Source organism: Bacillus safensis FO-36b (genome assembly GCF_000691165.1).
GTDB lineage: Bacteria > Bacillota > Bacilli > Bacillales > Bacillaceae > Bacillus > Bacillus safensis.
Genome location: NZ_ASJD01000012.1, coordinates 1 through 15,456 on the forward strand (window position 1 = coordinate 1; position 15,456 = coordinate 15,456).

Below are 15,456 nucleotides of genomic sequence, written 5' to 3' on the forward strand. Positions count from 1 at the left end.
TTTTGTCTTGTTTAGTTTTCAAAGATCATCTCCGCCGTTCTTAGCGGCTTTAATAATATAACATTTCGCTTCATCTTATGTCAACAACTTTTTTCAAGTTTATTTCCCGAAGCGTTTTGTGTTTGTCACTGTGTGTCAGCGACGATTAATAATATATCACGAAAACATTCTATTGGTCAACGCCTTTTCGAAACTTTTTTTGAAATAGTTTTATTAAGCATCTTAAACCCTTGTCCTGCATACAATCAAGTAACAATCTTGGACAAGGCAGGAGTGTTTGAATTGAGTCGATTATATGTGTTGCCTATTAAACGGCTGAAGCAAGTTGTCATTATTCTTGTAGCAGCCCTTGCAGCTGCAACCTTTTTTTATGTACAAAAGGCACCGCCGCTGTCGGTATTTAAAACTGAACATGGACCCCGAGCCATTTATAAAGGAGAGACTTCATCAAAACATGTCTCTCTCACTTTTAATATTGGCTGGGGGGATGAGAAGGCTGTTCCTATTTTAAATGTCCTTCGAGAGTACGGTATAAAGAACGCCACTTTCTTTCTGTCTGCTTCTTGGGCTGAGCGTCATCCTGATATCGTGAAACAAATTAGGGAGGACGGCCATCAAATTGGAAGCCTCGGCTATGCTTATAAAAATTATAGCCAGCTTGAAGATAGTGAAATCAAGCAAGATCTTGTCCGTGCACAAAATACATTTCAAAAGCTTGGACTAGATGACATTCAACTATTAAGACCGCCAACTGGACAGTTTAACGAAACAGCACTGAAAATTGCCACACAGTACGGTTATACCGTTGTTCATTACAGCATCAATTCACAGGATTGGCTGAATCCGGGTGTCGACCAAATTGTTCAAAATGTAAATGATCGAATGAAAAGCGGAGACATTGTTCTCCTTCACGCCTCAGATTCAGCAACCCAAACCGCTCAAGCCTTACCAGCTATTTTGAAACAAATAAAAGAAAAGCATTTAAAAAATGTGACAGTTGGCGAACTGATCTCCAACACGAAAACAAAGTCATCAGAAGTTAAGTAGCTTTCGCTTTTGAAAACCGCGGCATCGCTAAAAGCTGAAACGCATTACAGCCTAATAGCGGGAACAGCATTAAATACAGCCAGTCCTCTTCATTGACTCTGAGCGCCGGGAACCATTCTAACGACGTGATGACGACCATGAGAAACATTGCAGAAACAAATGTTTTCTTAGAGGACTGCTGCTGTTTAAAATAAGCCACGATCAATGCAAACACACCGATAAAAACAGGCAGCCACAAGTATGGAAGAAATGAATCATTCTCCCCGAAAAACAAAAATCGCAAGTAAGCTAAATCAAACAGCACAAAAATCACAAGAAACAGCTGAATGGTATTCCATAAAGAATGTGACCGGAAAATCTCTAACGCAAACCGGTGCACCGTCAAGAAGACAACAAACCCCATCTGGCTAATGACACTAAAGATCATCCCTACACCAATGAACCAAAACAATACAGATGCGATCTCTAGAATTTCAAACGATATAAAAAGCTTCTGATATTTCCCCCACTCCAGCGCAAAGCCTACCACGCTTGTAATGACCGCTCCAACAGCTAGCACAGAGAAGAAAAAACGAACTAAATCCCGACTTTTCATTGAATTGATCCAACCCCTATTTTTGTTATGTATAAATTTACGTGAAACATTCATATTAAAAGTAAGACATGTAACGAAAGGAGCCACAGTATGTCAAAAGGCATCTTGCGTATAATGAGCTGTTTTCTTCTTTTATCTCTAACAGCTTGTGCTCCCAAAACCCAATCCTCATCTAATATGGACTATGACGAAACAAAAAAAATGGTCGTCGATATATTAAAGACAGATGACGGTAAAAAGGCCATTCAACAGTTATTAAATGACGAGGCAATGAATGAAGCTTTGGTAATGGATGAACAAACTGTGAAAAAAACGATAGAGAAAACACTGACTTCTGATAAAGGCAAAGAGTTCTGGAAGAAGGTCTTTGAGGATTCTAAATTTGCCGAGACTTTCGCAAAATCCATGCAGCAACAGCATGAAAGAATGTTAAAACAGCTAATGAAGGATCCTGACTATCAACAGCTGATGATGGATATTCTCAAGGATCCTGAGATGGAAAAGAAATACGGTGAACTGGTAAAAAGCAAAGAGTTTAGAAAACACTTAGAAAAAGTCATTACGGAAACATTAAGCAGCCCTCTTTATAAGAAGAAATTCGAAGATGAGCTCAAAAAGGCAGCATCTGAAAGCAGCAGTGATTCCGGATCGCAAGGAAGCGACAGTTAAATATCACCCGAGTGGCATTCATCCACTCGGGCTTTCATTATGCTTTCACTGCTAATTGTTCAATGACTTTATTTGCAATGTGTTGATACACTTCTCCTGTCGGATGACTCGCATCATAGACAGAGGGCGCGAAATCATCCTCATTCCAATCAGGCTGTCTTAAAGGAATTTGGCCAAGGACTGATACACGCAGCTCTTCAGCCAGCTTGTCACCGCCGCCTTTTCCAAAGACGTATTCCTTTTCACCTGTTTTTTTGCTTTCATAATAGCTCATATTCTCAACGACCCCGAGCACCTCATGATCTGTTTGCAGTGCCATTGCGCCTGCTCTTGCTGCAACGAAGGCAGCCGTCGGATGCGGTGTAGTGACAATGATTTCTTTACAGCTAGGCAGCATTGTATGAATATCAAGCGCCACATCTCCCGTTCCAGGCGGAAGGTCTAATAGTAAGTAATCTAATTCTCCCCACTCAACTTCGTGGAAGAAGTTATTTAACATTTTTCCAAGCATCGGTCCTCTCCAAATAACCGGTGCATTTTCTTCAACAAAAAAGCCCATTGAAATCACTTTGACACCAAAGCGCTCCACAGGAATAATTTTTTCCCCCTTAACTGTTGGTCTTACAGTGATTCCCATCATATCCGGTACACTAAAGCCATAAATATCAGCATCAATCAGCCCGACTTTTTTCCCTAGACGAGCGAGCGCTACAGCAAGGTTAACAGAAACAGTCGATTTACCAACGCCGCCCTTTCCACTCGCAATCGCTAAGAACTCAGGCGGATTTTTAGAGTTAAGCAAGGTTTCTTCCTCATCTTGTGATGGCATAAACTTTTCAAGTGTTTCCTGAGGCAGTTCCTCAAAACGAAGTCCTACTGTGTTAGCGCCTGCTGCTTTCAAGGCTTGTACGATGTCTTGCTGCAGCTTCATCTGCTCAGCAGTGCCTGTTTTAGCAATGGCCACCTTTAGGCTCACATGCTCTTTCTCAGGCTTTAGGCTGATTTCCTTGATGGCATCCAGCTCACCAAGCGGTATATGAAGGAAAGGTTCGTCCATCTTCCCAACTAGTTTTCTCACATCATCTTGTCCGATCATAGCAGAACCTCACCCTTTATTGAATTCGTTTACAATCCAAGTATATCATACATATCCTTACAATGTCTGTCCTGTTTGCCTGCGATCAAAAGGAAAAAGCCCCTTATTCAGGAGGCTCTTTTTGCTCTGTTAAATATCTTAAAATCCCTTTATAAATAGAGGCAGCAATTTGATCCTGATATTTAGGTGTTGCCAGCTGGCCAGCCTCTTTCGGGTTGGAGAGAAATCCAATTTCCACAAGAGCTCCTGGCTTTGTGACATTTTGCATTAAATAAATGCCGTTGATCCGCTTCGCCTTTCGATCTGTGTTTTCAAGATTCCTGCGCAATTCATCTTGAATGAACTTCGCTGCCTTTTCATTTTCTTCATACTTTCCGTAAAAAAACGTCTGAGCCCCGCTCCATTTGTTTGATGGTATCGCATTTAAATGAATGCTTAAATAGAGATCCGCTTCAGATTCATTGATGACTTTGACGCGGTTCCTTAAATCCTCCGCTTTCTTCCGGGCATATCCCCTTGTATTCTTTGATGATAAATCAGAATCATCCTCTCGGGTCATGAGAACAAGCGCTCCCTGCTCCTGCAAATAGTCACGTATCTTCATGGATACATCCAGTGCAATCTCTTTCTCAAGCAGTTCTCCTCCTACAGCCCCTCCATCTGGACCGCCGTGCCCCGGATCTAAATAGATGATCTTCCCGCTTAGAGGCAAATTCCACGATTTCCATGAATCATCATTTAGAAATTGAAACCTGAATAAGAATAAGAGGACAATAAACCCAATTAAAAACCCTGTCCACTTCAGCTTTCTTTTCATCCCTGTCCCTCCCATACACCATTATTTTATAGATATGGGACAAGGACTGGAAATATGCTTAGTGCAGCCGAAGCTTGTGTCTTTTTTCTGATTCACGAAAGCCTTCCTGCCACCACATGCTTAAAAAATCCTTTGCAAATGGATATAAACATGACATTTTCCGCTCCATACGGAACATATTCCCCCACGATTGCAAGCATCCTGCCAGCTCTTCAATCAGCTCAGCTTCCTCCTGGAAGGACCGCTTTTTGATATCGTCGAATGATTCGCCGTATTTACTCGACTCACCGTATCTCCCGCCAGCTAAGAAAGCTTCAATGGCGAAATCGATGCAGCCATCACTCATAATACCAGCTGGATCATCTGCAAATGGAAACAGCTTCTTTGTGAATTTCTCGGAAGCAGCCGTTACTTGTTGAAGAGACAATGTACGCAAAAGCTTCTTTTCAAGCGTGACATCTCGTTTTGTTTTCAGTTGATAAAATGAAAGCACTTCTGCCATGGACTGAACTCCTTTTTTCTTTGTATTGTTCGTTGGTTTGAACAAAACATGCAGTTCAGTAAATGGAAATGACGGCCTGTGAACGATCGGAATGGAAAATTGTGATAAAATAGACATTTACATATAGAAAGAATGATAAAGGGGCAAAATCAATGAAGAAATGGATGTATATCCTGCTGCTACTTACAGTCGTCCTATCTGCATGCAGCAGTCAAGCCAGCGAGAAAAAGAGCGATATGAAAGGAATAGCAGACATATCCTTAAAACAACTTTCAACACACAAAAACACGTATCTCGGTGACAATTCAGCCATTCGTGAAATCTTATCAGATCTTCCTGGAGGCGTCATTCGTGAATTTGAAATCATCGATGGGAAAGCATTAGACGTCACGTATGGGATAAAAGAAAATGCCGGCTATACAGAAGAACAGTTTGACGCCTTCTGGTTTGATCAAAAGGATACGATCGAAAAAACGTATTTATACAACGCCATCGCACTTTTTATTCTGGTCGATAACGTAGAGCAAGTGACACTTAACATGAGCTCTAAAGACGAGCCGTCCGTCACGTTTAAAAGAAAACAGCTAGAAAAAGAGCTCCCTCACCCTTTTAAAAAGTACAAAGACGATACAGCGCTTTGGCAAAAGGAACTGGTTGATGGAGTTGTGAAGTCAAAAAAGAAACGCCAAGATGTATACAAAGCGTTTCCAATACAGAAATAATAAAACAGAGGGAAGTTTCCCTCTGTTTTTTGATGTTTATGTAGTGAATGCCTGAATCAATCGTTGTCGAAAGTTTTGATTCACTGCTGCAGTAAGCATAAATTCGTTGAATACTTCCCCAATCCAATGAGAATTGTTCGCTTTCGGATCATTGATAAAAAGAGAGATGGAGATAGAGGATGTATCTGTTCTTCGATATAAAGCACCTGTGAAAACAAACAATGTTGCTCCGCCTTTATACCAAAAATATTGATCTGTTTCCTTTTTCAATGTTTCTCCCAGTACGATTTGGCTAAAAAGACTCTTTTCTTCTATATGTTAACAGCTCATCCTGGAGACGTTTCATAAAATGTGCATATTGATTGGTTGTAGACTTTGTCAACTTTTGCGTCAGTAATGATTGAATACGCCAGCCTAATAAGTTATTTTTTTTCATTTTTTCTTCTAACGCCTTTTTATGCTCTGGGTCATTTTTCATGATATTAAAAATCTCATTCATTAGAGATTTGTATTGTTCTTCGGATACACCGCTCATTTTCTTGAATGCATTCCGCCGACGATCAGATACATAAGCGGACCACAAAATCATTGGTGTGAGCGGCATGAGTTCATCATGTTCTGTAAGACCTGCTTGTTTCATCTGATCATTAATCTTTTCTAAGCCCAGCCGGTCAATCAAATAATCCGTACAAGCATTCGAACTGAATTGCATCATCCCTTTGGCAACATCTAATAAAGTCGCATGCTCAGAAAAATCATTGATCTCCAGCCAGTACGCGTGCGCACCACCGTCTGTTCTATCAATATAAAACCGCTCTATATCAGACAATGCCACTTTTTCCTCTAGCTTGATGGCGCCGCTCGATACAGCTTTAACAAAATGAAATAAAACCACTAATTTCACCGTACTTGCAAGTGGCGTTTTTTGATCAGCATTCCACTCTAACACCACATCTTCATTTTCAATGATTGTCACTGATACTTCCTTTTTGTTCTTTGTTACAAATGTCAAAAGGTCTTCCATCGCTTCCTTTAAACCGATTTTCTGCAACATGTTTCTCCTTTCCAAATAACAGAGGATTTACATGTTTAATATAACAAATATTTCAAATAAAGGCACAAAAAAGCAGAGGTTCGTGAATCCTCCGCTTCTTGATGTCCTTATTCATGGGGCAGATGTAGCTTCATTCCTTCATGCGTGGCTTCAAACCCTAATTTCTCATAAAAATGGCGTGCTTCTGGCCTCTGTTTGTCTGTTGTCAGCTGGACCATATGACATCCGCGGTCGCTTGCGCGTTGAATGGCCCACTTTATAAGCAGCGAGCCGACTCCTTTTCCTCTATGGGTCGAAGCCGTCCGAACTCCTTCGATGGATGCTCTCCATCCTCCTTGATGTGTAAGAAATGGCGTCATGGTTAACTGAAGAACACCAACTACTTCTTCCTGGTCACACGCAACAATGAGTTCAATATTTGGATCAGCATCGATTGAATGAAAGGCTTTGATATAGCTTTCTAATAACGGGCGAGTGTAACGCTCTCTCTTTTGACCTAACTTATCATCTGAAAGCATGAAGATGATTTTGTCGAGGTCTTCTTGCACGGCTTCTCTACATGTTAATTGATTTAGATTCAATGAAAGCACCTCCTGGGATGGACGTAAACTATCTTCACTTACCAAAATACCAATTGCAACCGTTTTTCTATAAGATTTGATCAGCTGCTTTTTTTAACCACATAACTAGGCGGCAGTGTGTACCCTTGGTTTTCTTGAATGAGAAAACTCAATGATAAGAAATGCTTCAAAGATCCTCATGGCGAAGTCCCTCTTCTGCTTATTTGATCTGATTATATCAACATCGAAAGCGGAGTGATATTTGAAATGGTGAATTACTTCATATCATGAAAACTTATCAAGCCCTCTTCACGAACCATTCCTCTTGTAAGATGGCATAGTAAAATTCATCCCACCACTCATTTCCTTGTGGTATACATTTTTTAAAATACCCCTCTCTCCTCATCCCCATTTTCTCCATCACTCTCCACGATGGCACATTCTCAGGCTGACAAGTGGCAATGATCCGATGTAAGTTTAGTGTGTGAAAACCATGATGTAAGACAGCATACGCCGCTTCTGATGCATAGCCCTTGTTTTGATAGGCAGGATTGAAGACCCAGCCAATCTCATATGTGTGCTCACCAAAGTAAGAATGAAACACGATATGTCCGATGCATATCTGATCTTCTTTTAATAGAACAGCAAAATTCTTGGCTTTTTTAAGACGATTATTTTTAACAAATTCCTTCGCATTTTCTTTAGAAAAAACACCTTCCGGAATATACTTCATCACCGCCGGATCAGATGTATATGCATAAACATCATGCCAATCATCCTCAGCAAATGATCGAATGAAACACCTTTCTGTTGTTAGATTCATATGACACCTCCATAGACTTCGTGTTTTAAACAAAACCTTGCTATGATCCTATTTTATATGTTTCCAAACAGAAAAAAACACAAATAAAAAAGCACCAGCAGGATGCTGATGCTTTTTTTATAAGGTTTGTCTGTAACAAACCTTTGTAAAACGTCCATACAATATAAAATTGATTAACGTTTTGAGAACTGAGGAGCTCTACGTGCGCCTTTAAGACCGTATTTCTTACGCTCTTTCATACGAGGATCACGAGTAAGAAGTCCAGCACGTTTAAGTGGTGTACGGTACTCAGGATCTACTTCTAGAAGAGCACGAGAGATACCGTGACGAATTGCTCCAGCTTGACCAGAGAATCCACCACCGTGAACATTTACAAGAACATCGTAGCTGTTAGCTGTTTCTGTGATGTTCAAAGGCTGTTTCACGTCTTCGATTAAAGCAGCGAATGGAATGTATTCAGTAATTTCACGATTATTAACGACGATACGGCCTTCACCTGGAACTAAGCGAACGCGCGCTACAGAACTTTTACGACGACCTGTACCGTAATATTGAACCTGTGCCAAATTGTTAACCTCCCTTATAATTAACCGCGAAGTTCGTAAACTTCAGGTTGTTGTGCTTGATGTGGATGCTCAGAACCACGGTACACATTTAATTTTTTGAACATTTGACGACCTAGTGGACCCTTTGGAAGCATACCTTTGATAGCAAGCTCCAACATTTTCTCAGGGTAGTTTGTACGCATCTCAAGAGCAGTTCTTTGTTTCAAACCGCCTGGGTGCATCGTGTGACGGTAGTAAATTTTGTCCGTCAATTTCTTACCTGTTAATTCAATTTTCTCAGCATTGATGATGATGACGTGATCACCTGTATCAACGTGTGGTGTATAAGTTGGTTTGTGCTTACCGCGCAAAAGTGATGCTACTTCAGTAGAAAGACGACCTAGAGTCTTGCCTGCCGCATCAACAACTAGCCATTTGCGCTCAATTGTGCTTGCGTTCGCCATTGGTGTTGTACGCATGAGTTTCCCTCCTAAATAAATCAATGAATTTTCCTTGAATCAAATGCTACGTTCTATTTCAAAACACAAGATAAGTCTTCCGGGGCTTATTTGTGGGGTTGAAATACATACCATATGATATCTTATAACTTTCTGCTTCCTGTGTCAAGAACATGTTACACCTGGTTTAGTTGTCATAGAAAACTTCCCATAAATACAGTCCGTGACTAGGCGCAGTCTTGCCTGCCGCTTCGCGATTTCGGGCGGCAAGCATAGCTTTTATCTCCTCAGGGTGAAATTTACCAGAACCGATTTCAAGCAACGTTCCAGCGATAATCCGCACCATGTTGTATAAAAAGCCATTCCCTCTCACACGCATTTCAAGCCCGTCTGAGACGTTTTTCCACTCAAGGGCATAAATAACCCTCACCTTGTCCTGAACCTCCGTATTGGCCGCACAGAAGCTTGTAAAGTCATGCGTCCCAATCAGGTGCTCAGCGGCTTCTCTCATTTTATCGATATCCAGCCGGTAAGGATAGTGGCAGGCATACTGTCTCGTGAACACATTTTGGTGTGTTTCCGTTGAGACCTTATAACGGTACTCCTTCGAAACAACACCAAATCTGGCATGAAACGAGTCATCGACCTCCTCAGCCTTTAGAACACGGATATCATCCGGCAGCAAGCTGTTAAGGGCAAAAGGCCATCTCTCCATCGGGATCGAGAGCGGGGTGTCAAAATGGATGACCTGTCCCTTTGCATGGACACCGCTGTCCGTCCGGCCGGAAGCCACAATCGGAATCAGTTCATCCTGTTTGTGCATTCTTGCAAGGGCTGACTCTATCTCCGTCTGAACGGTTCGCTGCCCTGGCTGCACCTGATAGCCTTTAAAATGTGTCCCATCGTAGGATACGGTACATTTGACCTTCATCTAGGAATCACCTAATTTCTAAGCAGCACAAGGAGTGCTGTTAACAAGATGAATAAAAGCAGCGTGAACGTGTCCTTCATGCCCCAGACAAGCTGACGGTACTTCGTCCGTCCTTCTCCCCCGCGGTAGCCTCTCGCTTCCATCGCGGTCGCCAGTTCTTCTGCACGCTTAAACGCACTGACGAAAAGCGGAACAAGCAAAGGAACGATGGCTTTCATGCGATCCTTTAAAGGCCCGCTTGTAAAATCAACACCTCGTGCCATTTGTGCCTTCATGATTTTATCCGTCTCTTCTAATAACGTCGGAATAAACCGAAGAGAGATGGACATCATGAGAGCAAGCTCATGAACAGGCAGTTTGATTTTACGGAATGGGTGCAGAAGCTTCTCCATCCCGTCTGTCACTTCTATAGGCGTTGTGGTTAACGTAAGAAGTGTCGTCATCATGATGAGATAGACAAAACGGAGTGAAATGAATATTCCTTGCTTTAAACCTTCTTCATAAATATTCAGAAAACCAAAGTGGAATAGCAAGGCGCCATCCTTTGTCATGAAAATATGCAGAATAAAGGTAAACAGGACAATCCATAGGATCGGCTTCATTCCCTTGAGAATAAAGTATAGCGGCACCTGAGAAACCATCACCACAAGGATGGTAAAGACACCTAAAAGCCCGTAAGTGATGTAATTATTAGCAAAAAAAACAATAAAGACAAAAAAGAAAATTGATAACAGCTTTGTCCTTGGATCAAGACGATGGACAAAGGATGAACCTGGCACATATTTGCCGATAATCATACTATCCATCATGATGTCGTGTCCTCCTGATAAAGAGCTGTTAAGGCTTCTGCCATTTCATCCATCGTCAGAAGCGGCCTTGGAAACGTAATACCAAGCTTTTCTTCTACAGTCTGCTGGAATTTAATCGTTTCTGGGAGGTCGAGACCAAACGAAGACATGTCTGTACGATTGGCAAACAACTCTCTCGGCGTACCTGTCGCCTTCACTGTCCCTTTATGCATCACAATCATTTGATCCGCATAATGAGCGGCATCTTCCATACTGTGTGTGACCAGAATCGTGGTGAGGTTTGCCTTATGATGAAGATCATAGAACATGTCCATGATTTCCTTCCGCCCGCGTGGATCCAGCCCAGCAGTCGGCTCATCAAGCACAAGCACCTCTGGCTCCATCGCTAAAACGCCTGCAATCGCCACACGTCTCATTTGACCGCCGCTTAGTTCAAAGGGAGATCGAGATAATAGGGACTCAGGAAGACCAACCAGTTTCAGCATCTCCTTCGCCTTCGCTTCTGCCTTCTCTTGAGGAACGCCGAAGTTCATCGGGCCAAAGCAGATATCCTTGAGGATGGTTTCCTCAAAGAGCTGATGCTCAGGAAACTGAAACACGATGCCTACCTTTTTCCGGAGGGGTTTCATATCCTTCTGCTTTTTATTAGCTTGTAAAACTGTCTTTCCAAGCGCAATGCTCCCCTTCGTTGGTTTGAGCAATCCATTTAAATGCTGCAGCAATGTAGACTTACCAGAGCCCGTATGACCAATGACAGCGACATAGCTGCCCTCTTTGATGGAAGCATTGACATCATACAAAGCAAGACGCTCAAACGGCGTTTTCATTTGATAACGATGCTCTAATTCTTTGATCGTAATGTCCATAGCTCTTTCACCAATCCTTCTTGTGTCAAATGGGCATTTGCAAGCGGCACACCTTGCTGCTTCAATTGCTTGCTCAATCGATAGGAAAATGGCAGATCAAGTCCAATCTGAACCAGCTGTTCATCTAGTTCAAATACTTCCTCTGGCGTTCCCTCGGCAAATTTCTTCCCGCCATTCATCACAATGACGCGGTCTGCTTTGGCAGCCTCGTCTAAATCATGTGTGATGGAAATGACTGTGACTGTTCCTTGTTCCTTCAGTAGTCTAACAGTCTCTAACACTTCTTCACGGCCAATCGGATCGAGCATTGATGTTGCTTCATCCAAGATCATGATGTCAGGGCTTGCGGCAAGCACACCTGCAATGGCGACTCTCTGCTTCTGCCCGCCTGATAGATGGTGCGGCTCTTGATCAAGAAACTCCTGCATATTGACCTGTTTGACAGCCCAATCTACACGTTCTATCATCAATTCCCGCTCAACCCCGTTATTTTCTAAACCAAAAGCCACATCATCACGAACTGTTGAGCCCACAAATTGGTTATCTGGGTTTTGAAAGACCATTCCAACCTTTTTGCGAATATCCCAAACACTTTCTTCTTTGAGCTCAATCTCTCCAACCTTGACCGTACCAGCATCCGGTAAAATGAGCCCATTCAGCACACGGGCAAGTGTGGATTTACCTGAACCGTTATGACCAACAATGGCGAGCCATTCATTTTGATTCACATGCAGTGACACTTGATCTAAAGCGGGCTTGTCCGCATCCTTGTGATAACGAAATACAATGTCCTTTACGTCAATTAATGTCTTCCCCATCTCTACCGGACCTCCTCTCAGCTCAACCTCTTCTTTGCTTATTCCTAAAAAAGCCGTAGTACCTAAAAAAGGGCATAGATCCAGTTATGAACTGTCCCGCCCTTTCTTAGATACACGATATGTGATTAAACTAATTCAATGACAGCCATTGGTGCGCCATCGCCGCGACGAGGTCCAAGCTTCATGATACGAGTGTATCCACCTTGGCGATCTTCGTAGCGAGTTGCAACGTCAGCGAATAATTTTTGAAGTGCATCTTGGTTTGTTTCAGCGTTAGCTACTTCATTACGAATGTAAGCTGCAGCTTGACGGCGAGCATGAAGATCTCCGCGTTTGCCAAGAGTGATCATTTTTTCAACTACAGAGCGAAGTTCTTTCGCACGTGTTTCAGTTGTTTCGATGCGTTCGTTGATGATCAAATCAGTCGTTAGGTCACGAAGCATTGCTTTACGTTGTGCACTAGTGCGTCCTAGCTTTCTGTATGCCATGTGATGTCCCCTCCTTAATTAGAGATGCTGTATGAATAAAAAACACACGAAAATCCTAGTTCACAATGAAACTAGTCAATCGTCTTTACGAAGACCCAGTCCAAGTTCTTCTAGTTTCGCTTTCACTTCTTCAAGAGATTTACGTCCAAGGTTACGAACTTTCATCATATCCTCTTCTGTCTTGTTAGCAAGCTCTTGAACAGTGTTAATACCCGCACGCTTCAAACAGTTGTAAGAACGAACAGAAAGATCAAGCTCTTCAATTGTCATTTCAAGCACTTTTTCTTTTTGGTCTTCTTCTTTCTCAACCATGATTTCAGCATGCTGAGCTTCGTCAGTTAACCCAACGAAAATATTCAAGTGTTCAGTTAAAATCTTAGAACCTAGAGCGATCGCTTCTTTCGGTCCTGTGCTTCCATCAGTCCATACATCTAGTGTTAATTTATCATAGTTTGTGATTTGCCCAACACGGGTGTTCTCCACTTGATAAGTCACACGAGATACAGGTGTATAGATTGAGTCGATCGGAATCACACCGATTGGCTGATCGTCTCTTTTGTTTGCATCAGCAGGATTGTACCCGCGACCTCTTTGTGCAGTTAAGCGAACACGGAAGCTCGCATTCTTGCCAAGAGTTGCGATGTGAAGATCTGGATTTAAGATTTCAATATCGCTGTCGTGTGTAATATCAGCAGCTGTTACAGTACCTTCATCTTGTACATCAATTTCAAGCGTCTTCTCTTCTTCAGAGTAGATTTTGAGTGCAAGCTTTTTAATGTTTAAGATAATCGTTGTAACATCTTCAACCACGCCTTCGATCGTTGAGAATTCGTGTAAGACACCATCTATCTGGATCGATGTTACAGCTGCACCAGGAAGTGAGGATAAAAGGATACGACGAAGGGAGTTCCCTAAAGTGGTACCATATCCACGCTCAAGTGGCTCTACGACAAACTTGCCATACTTGGCATCGTCGCTGATTTCAACCGTTTCGATTTTTGGTTTTTCAATTTCGATCATCTAATAAAACCCTCCTTCAAAACGTCGAAACCTCGAATAGAATCATATGAGATTCCATCCGAAATTCCTCATTGTTTAGTCCCGTATGTGCTCAGGCAACGAGTCGTGTATTCGTCTCATAAATAACTGTATCATAACCCATTATTGACAGGGACACAAAATCTATACAAACAAATTACACGCGGCGACGTTTTGGTGGACGGCATCCGTTATGAGGAACTGGAGTTACGTCTCTAATTGCAGTAACTTCAAGACCTGCAGCTTGAAGTGCACGAATTGCAGCTTCACGACCAGAACCAGGACCTTTAACAGTTACTTCAAGTGTTTTAAGACCGTGTTCGATAGAACCTTTAGCAGCAGTTTCAGCAGCCATTTGTGCAGCGAAAGGAGTAGATTTACGAGAACCTCTGAATCCTAATGCACCAGCACTTGACCAAGAAATTGCGTTTCCATGAACATCAGTAATCGTTACAATCGTGTTGTTGAAAGTGGAACGGATATGAGCGATTCCAGCTTCAATATTCTTTTTCACGCGACGTTTACGCGTATTTTGTTTACGAGCAGCAGCCATTCTTTAACTACCTCCTTTACTTATTTTTTCTTGTTAGCTACAGTACGACGCGGACCTTTACGAGTACGCGCGTTGTTTTTTGTGTTTTGTCCACGAACAGGAAGTCCTCTACGATGACGGATTCCGCGGTAGCTTCCGATTTCAATTAGACGCTTAATGTTAAGTGAAACTTCACGACGAAGGTCACCTTCTACTTTAAGTTTGTCAATGATATCACGGATTTTACCAAGTTCGTCTTCAGTTAGATCGCGAACGCGAGTGTCTTCAGAAACACCTGCTTCTTTAAGGACTTGTTGCGCAGTCGTACGACCAATTCCAAAAACATATGTTAAAGAAATGACAACACGCTTATCACGTGGAATATCTACACCAGCAATACGAGCCATGATTTGGGCACCTCCTTGTTATTAGCCTTGTTTTTGTTTATGTTTTGGGTTTTCACAGATCACCATTACTTTTCCTTTTCTGCGAATCACTTTACATTTTTCACAGATAGGTTTAACAGATGGTCTCACTTTCATGTGTTTCCAACCTCCTTCTTCCGGAGTTGCTTTATTTGTAACGGTACGTAATTCTACCACGAGTTAAGTCATATGGAGATAATTCTACCGTAACTTTGTCTCCAGGTAAAATGCGAATGAAGTGCATACGGATTTTTCCTGATACATGAGCCAAAACTGTATGACCATTCTCTAGTTCAACTTTGAACATTGCGTTTGGCAAAGTTTCTGCTACAGTACCTTCCACTTCAATTACATCGTCTTTCGCCATTCAAGTGTTCTCCCTTCTTCAAATCAGTAACTTGCTCTCTGACAAATGTCCAAATGAGAATCTCTCAATTGTTCATCTATCACCCGACCTGTTTTGAATATACTGTTCTGAACTTCCGGAGATACGCAATCATAAAAGGTTATATGATTGATATTTTTTCTTAGGAGAATGAAATTTACGCTTTTCTCCGTCTGCGATTAGTACATGGCAGCCAACGAACATGCCGATGACACCTGTATACTGATCTTGTTCTTTCTTTGGACTATACAGACAACCTGCCCGATTTGGGCCTGA

At 42.1% G+C, this 15,456-nt stretch carries 23 protein-coding genes and 1 pseudogene; 3 read left to right on the forward strand and 21 right to left on the reverse strand.

The annotated features are described in order from the left end of the window. Positions 1 to 282: 282 nt before the first annotated feature. Complete coding sequence (gene pdaB, locus BA81_RS16845) at positions 283 to 1,047, forward strand: polysaccharide deacetylase family sporulation protein PdaB (RefSeq protein WP_024425619.1); 765 nt, start codon at positions 283 to 285, stop codon at positions 1,045 to 1,047. On the opposite strand, the gene BA81_RS16850 is transcribed toward pdaB, so the two are convergent. Further along, on the reverse strand, positions 1,040 to 1,642 hold the full coding sequence (locus tag BA81_RS16850; RefSeq protein ID WP_034283864.1) for a KinB-signaling pathway activation protein: 603 nt from the start codon (positions 1,640 to 1,642) through the stop codon (positions 1,040 to 1,042). The genes pdaB and BA81_RS16850 overlap by 8 nt on opposite strands. 90 nt (positions 1,643 to 1,732) lie before the next feature. On the opposite strand from BA81_RS16850, the gene gerD reads away from it, so the two are divergent. Next, entirely contained in the window at positions 1,733 to 2,311 is a 579-nt protein-coding gene (gerD, locus tag BA81_RS16855) for a spore germination lipoprotein GerD (RefSeq protein WP_034283865.1), read from the forward strand. Between the two features lie 37 nt (positions 2,312 to 2,348). Here gerD and BA81_RS16860 read toward each other — a convergent pair whose 3' ends face one another. From BA81_RS16860 to BA81_RS16870, 3 genes are all read right to left on the reverse strand, one after another. After that, complete coding sequence (locus BA81_RS16860; protein WP_024425873.1) at positions 2,349 to 3,407, reverse strand: Mrp/NBP35 family ATP-binding protein; 1,059 nt, start codon at positions 3,405 to 3,407, stop codon at positions 2,349 to 2,351. A 103-nt stretch (positions 3,408 to 3,510) separates the two neighbouring features. Continuing rightward, on the reverse strand, positions 3,511 to 4,224 hold the full coding sequence (cwlD, locus tag BA81_RS16865; RefSeq protein ID WP_034283867.1) for an N-acetylmuramoyl-L-alanine amidase CwlD: 714 nt from the start codon (positions 4,222 to 4,224) through the stop codon (positions 3,511 to 3,513). Between the two features lie 58 nt (positions 4,225 to 4,282). Then, entirely contained in the window at positions 4,283 to 4,726 is a 444-nt protein-coding gene (locus BA81_RS16870; RefSeq protein WP_034283869.1) for a DUF2521 family protein, read from the reverse strand. Positions 4,727 to 4,878: 152 nt separating this feature from the next. On the opposite strand from BA81_RS16870, the gene BA81_RS16875 reads away from it, so the two are divergent. After that, positions 4,879 to 5,448, forward strand: coding sequence for a DUF4825 domain-containing protein (locus BA81_RS16875; protein ID WP_034283871.1), 570 nt, complete (start codon positions 4,879 to 4,881; stop codon positions 5,446 to 5,448). 36 nt (positions 5,449 to 5,484) lie between these two features. On the opposite strand, the gene BA81_RS19980 is transcribed toward BA81_RS16875, so the two are convergent. The 17 genes and pseudogenes from BA81_RS19980 to BA81_RS19985 all read right to left on the reverse strand — a co-directional run bounded on the left by BA81_RS19980 (position 5,485) and on the right by BA81_RS19985 (position 15,446). Then, positions 5,485 to 5,718, reverse strand: coding sequence for a hypothetical protein (locus BA81_RS19980; RefSeq protein ID WP_227001691.1), 234 nt, complete (start codon positions 5,716 to 5,718; stop codon positions 5,485 to 5,487). A gap of 22 nt (positions 5,719 to 5,740) precedes the next feature. After that, positions 5,741 to 6,499 (reverse strand): serine hydrolase, encoded by a 759-nt coding sequence (locus BA81_RS16880; protein WP_227001690.1) that lies wholly within the window; start codon positions 6,497 to 6,499, stop codon positions 5,741 to 5,743. Positions 6,500 to 6,609: 110 nt separating this feature from the next. Beyond that, positions 6,610 to 7,083, reverse strand: coding sequence for a GNAT family N-acetyltransferase (locus BA81_RS16885; RefSeq protein ID WP_034283872.1), 474 nt, complete (start codon positions 7,081 to 7,083; stop codon positions 6,610 to 6,612). Positions 7,084 to 7,360: 277 nt separating this feature from the next. Next, positions 7,361 to 7,885, reverse strand: coding sequence for a GNAT family N-acetyltransferase (locus BA81_RS16890; protein ID WP_034283874.1), 525 nt, complete (start codon positions 7,883 to 7,885; stop codon positions 7,361 to 7,363). A 173-nt stretch (positions 7,886 to 8,058) separates the two neighbouring features. Beyond that, positions 8,059 to 8,451 (reverse strand): 30S ribosomal protein S9, encoded by a 393-nt coding sequence (gene rpsI, locus BA81_RS16895; protein WP_034283876.1) that lies wholly within the window; start codon positions 8,449 to 8,451, stop codon positions 8,059 to 8,061. Between the two features lie 20 nt (positions 8,452 to 8,471). Then, positions 8,472 to 8,909, reverse strand: coding sequence for a 50S ribosomal protein L13 (rplM, locus tag BA81_RS16900; protein WP_003217042.1), 438 nt, complete (start codon positions 8,907 to 8,909; stop codon positions 8,472 to 8,474). Between the two features lie 166 nt (positions 8,910 to 9,075). Continuing rightward, positions 9,076 to 9,819 (reverse strand): tRNA pseudouridine(38-40) synthase TruA, encoded by a 744-nt coding sequence (truA, locus tag BA81_RS16905; RefSeq protein WP_034283879.1) that lies wholly within the window; start codon positions 9,817 to 9,819, stop codon positions 9,076 to 9,078. 11 nt (positions 9,820 to 9,830) lie between these two features. After that, a complete protein-coding gene (locus BA81_RS16910; protein WP_034283880.1) occupies positions 9,831 to 10,628 on the reverse strand; it encodes an energy-coupling factor transporter transmembrane component T family protein in 798 nt (265 codons plus the stop codon). Next, positions 10,625 to 11,494 (reverse strand): energy-coupling factor ABC transporter ATP-binding protein, encoded by an 870-nt coding sequence (locus tag BA81_RS16915; protein ID WP_034283881.1) that lies wholly within the window; start codon positions 11,492 to 11,494, stop codon positions 10,625 to 10,627. The genes BA81_RS16910 and BA81_RS16915 overlap by 4 nt, the downstream gene beginning before the upstream one ends. Further along, positions 11,470 to 12,312 carry an energy-coupling factor ABC transporter ATP-binding protein gene (locus BA81_RS16920; protein WP_008356549.1) on the reverse strand — a complete coding sequence of 281 codons (843 nt, stop codon included), beginning with the start codon at positions 12,310 to 12,312 and terminating at the stop codon, positions 11,470 to 11,472. The genes BA81_RS16915 and BA81_RS16920 overlap by 25 nt, the downstream gene beginning before the upstream one ends. Positions 12,313 to 12,437: 125 nt before the next feature. Beyond that, on the reverse strand, positions 12,438 to 12,800 hold the full coding sequence (rplQ, locus tag BA81_RS16925; RefSeq protein WP_003216944.1) for a 50S ribosomal protein L17: 363 nt from the start codon (positions 12,798 to 12,800) through the stop codon (positions 12,438 to 12,440). Positions 12,801 to 12,875: 75 nt separating this feature from the next. Then, positions 12,876 to 13,820 carry a DNA-directed RNA polymerase subunit alpha gene (locus BA81_RS16930; protein WP_003217009.1) on the reverse strand — a complete coding sequence of 315 codons (945 nt, stop codon included), beginning with the start codon at positions 13,818 to 13,820 and terminating at the stop codon, positions 12,876 to 12,878. A 175-nt stretch (positions 13,821 to 13,995) separates the two neighbouring features. Continuing rightward, entirely contained in the window at positions 13,996 to 14,391 is a 396-nt protein-coding gene (rpsK, locus tag BA81_RS16935) for a 30S ribosomal protein S11 (RefSeq protein ID WP_003217231.1), read from the reverse strand. A gap of 20 nt (positions 14,392 to 14,411) precedes the next feature. After that, the gene (gene rpsM, locus BA81_RS16940) at positions 14,412 to 14,777 is read right to left on the reverse strand and encodes a 30S ribosomal protein S13 (protein WP_003217023.1); all 366 of its coding nucleotides are present in this window, start codon (positions 14,775 to 14,777) and stop codon (positions 14,412 to 14,414) included. A 21-nt stretch (positions 14,778 to 14,798) separates the two neighbouring features. Then, positions 14,799 to 14,912, reverse strand: coding sequence for a 50S ribosomal protein L36 (gene rpmJ, locus BA81_RS16945; protein ID WP_003156543.1), 114 nt, complete (start codon positions 14,910 to 14,912; stop codon positions 14,799 to 14,801). A 31-nt stretch (positions 14,913 to 14,943) separates the two neighbouring features. Then, positions 14,944 to 15,162 (reverse strand): translation initiation factor IF-1, encoded by a 219-nt coding sequence (infA, locus tag BA81_RS16950; RefSeq protein WP_003217190.1) that lies wholly within the window; start codon positions 15,160 to 15,162, stop codon positions 14,944 to 14,946. After that, positions 15,140 to 15,446, reverse strand: a pseudogene (locus BA81_RS19985) (KOW domain-containing RNA-binding protein). The gene infA and the pseudogene BA81_RS19985 overlap by 23 nt, the downstream one beginning before the upstream one ends. Positions 15,447 to 15,456 lie beyond the last annotated feature (10 nt).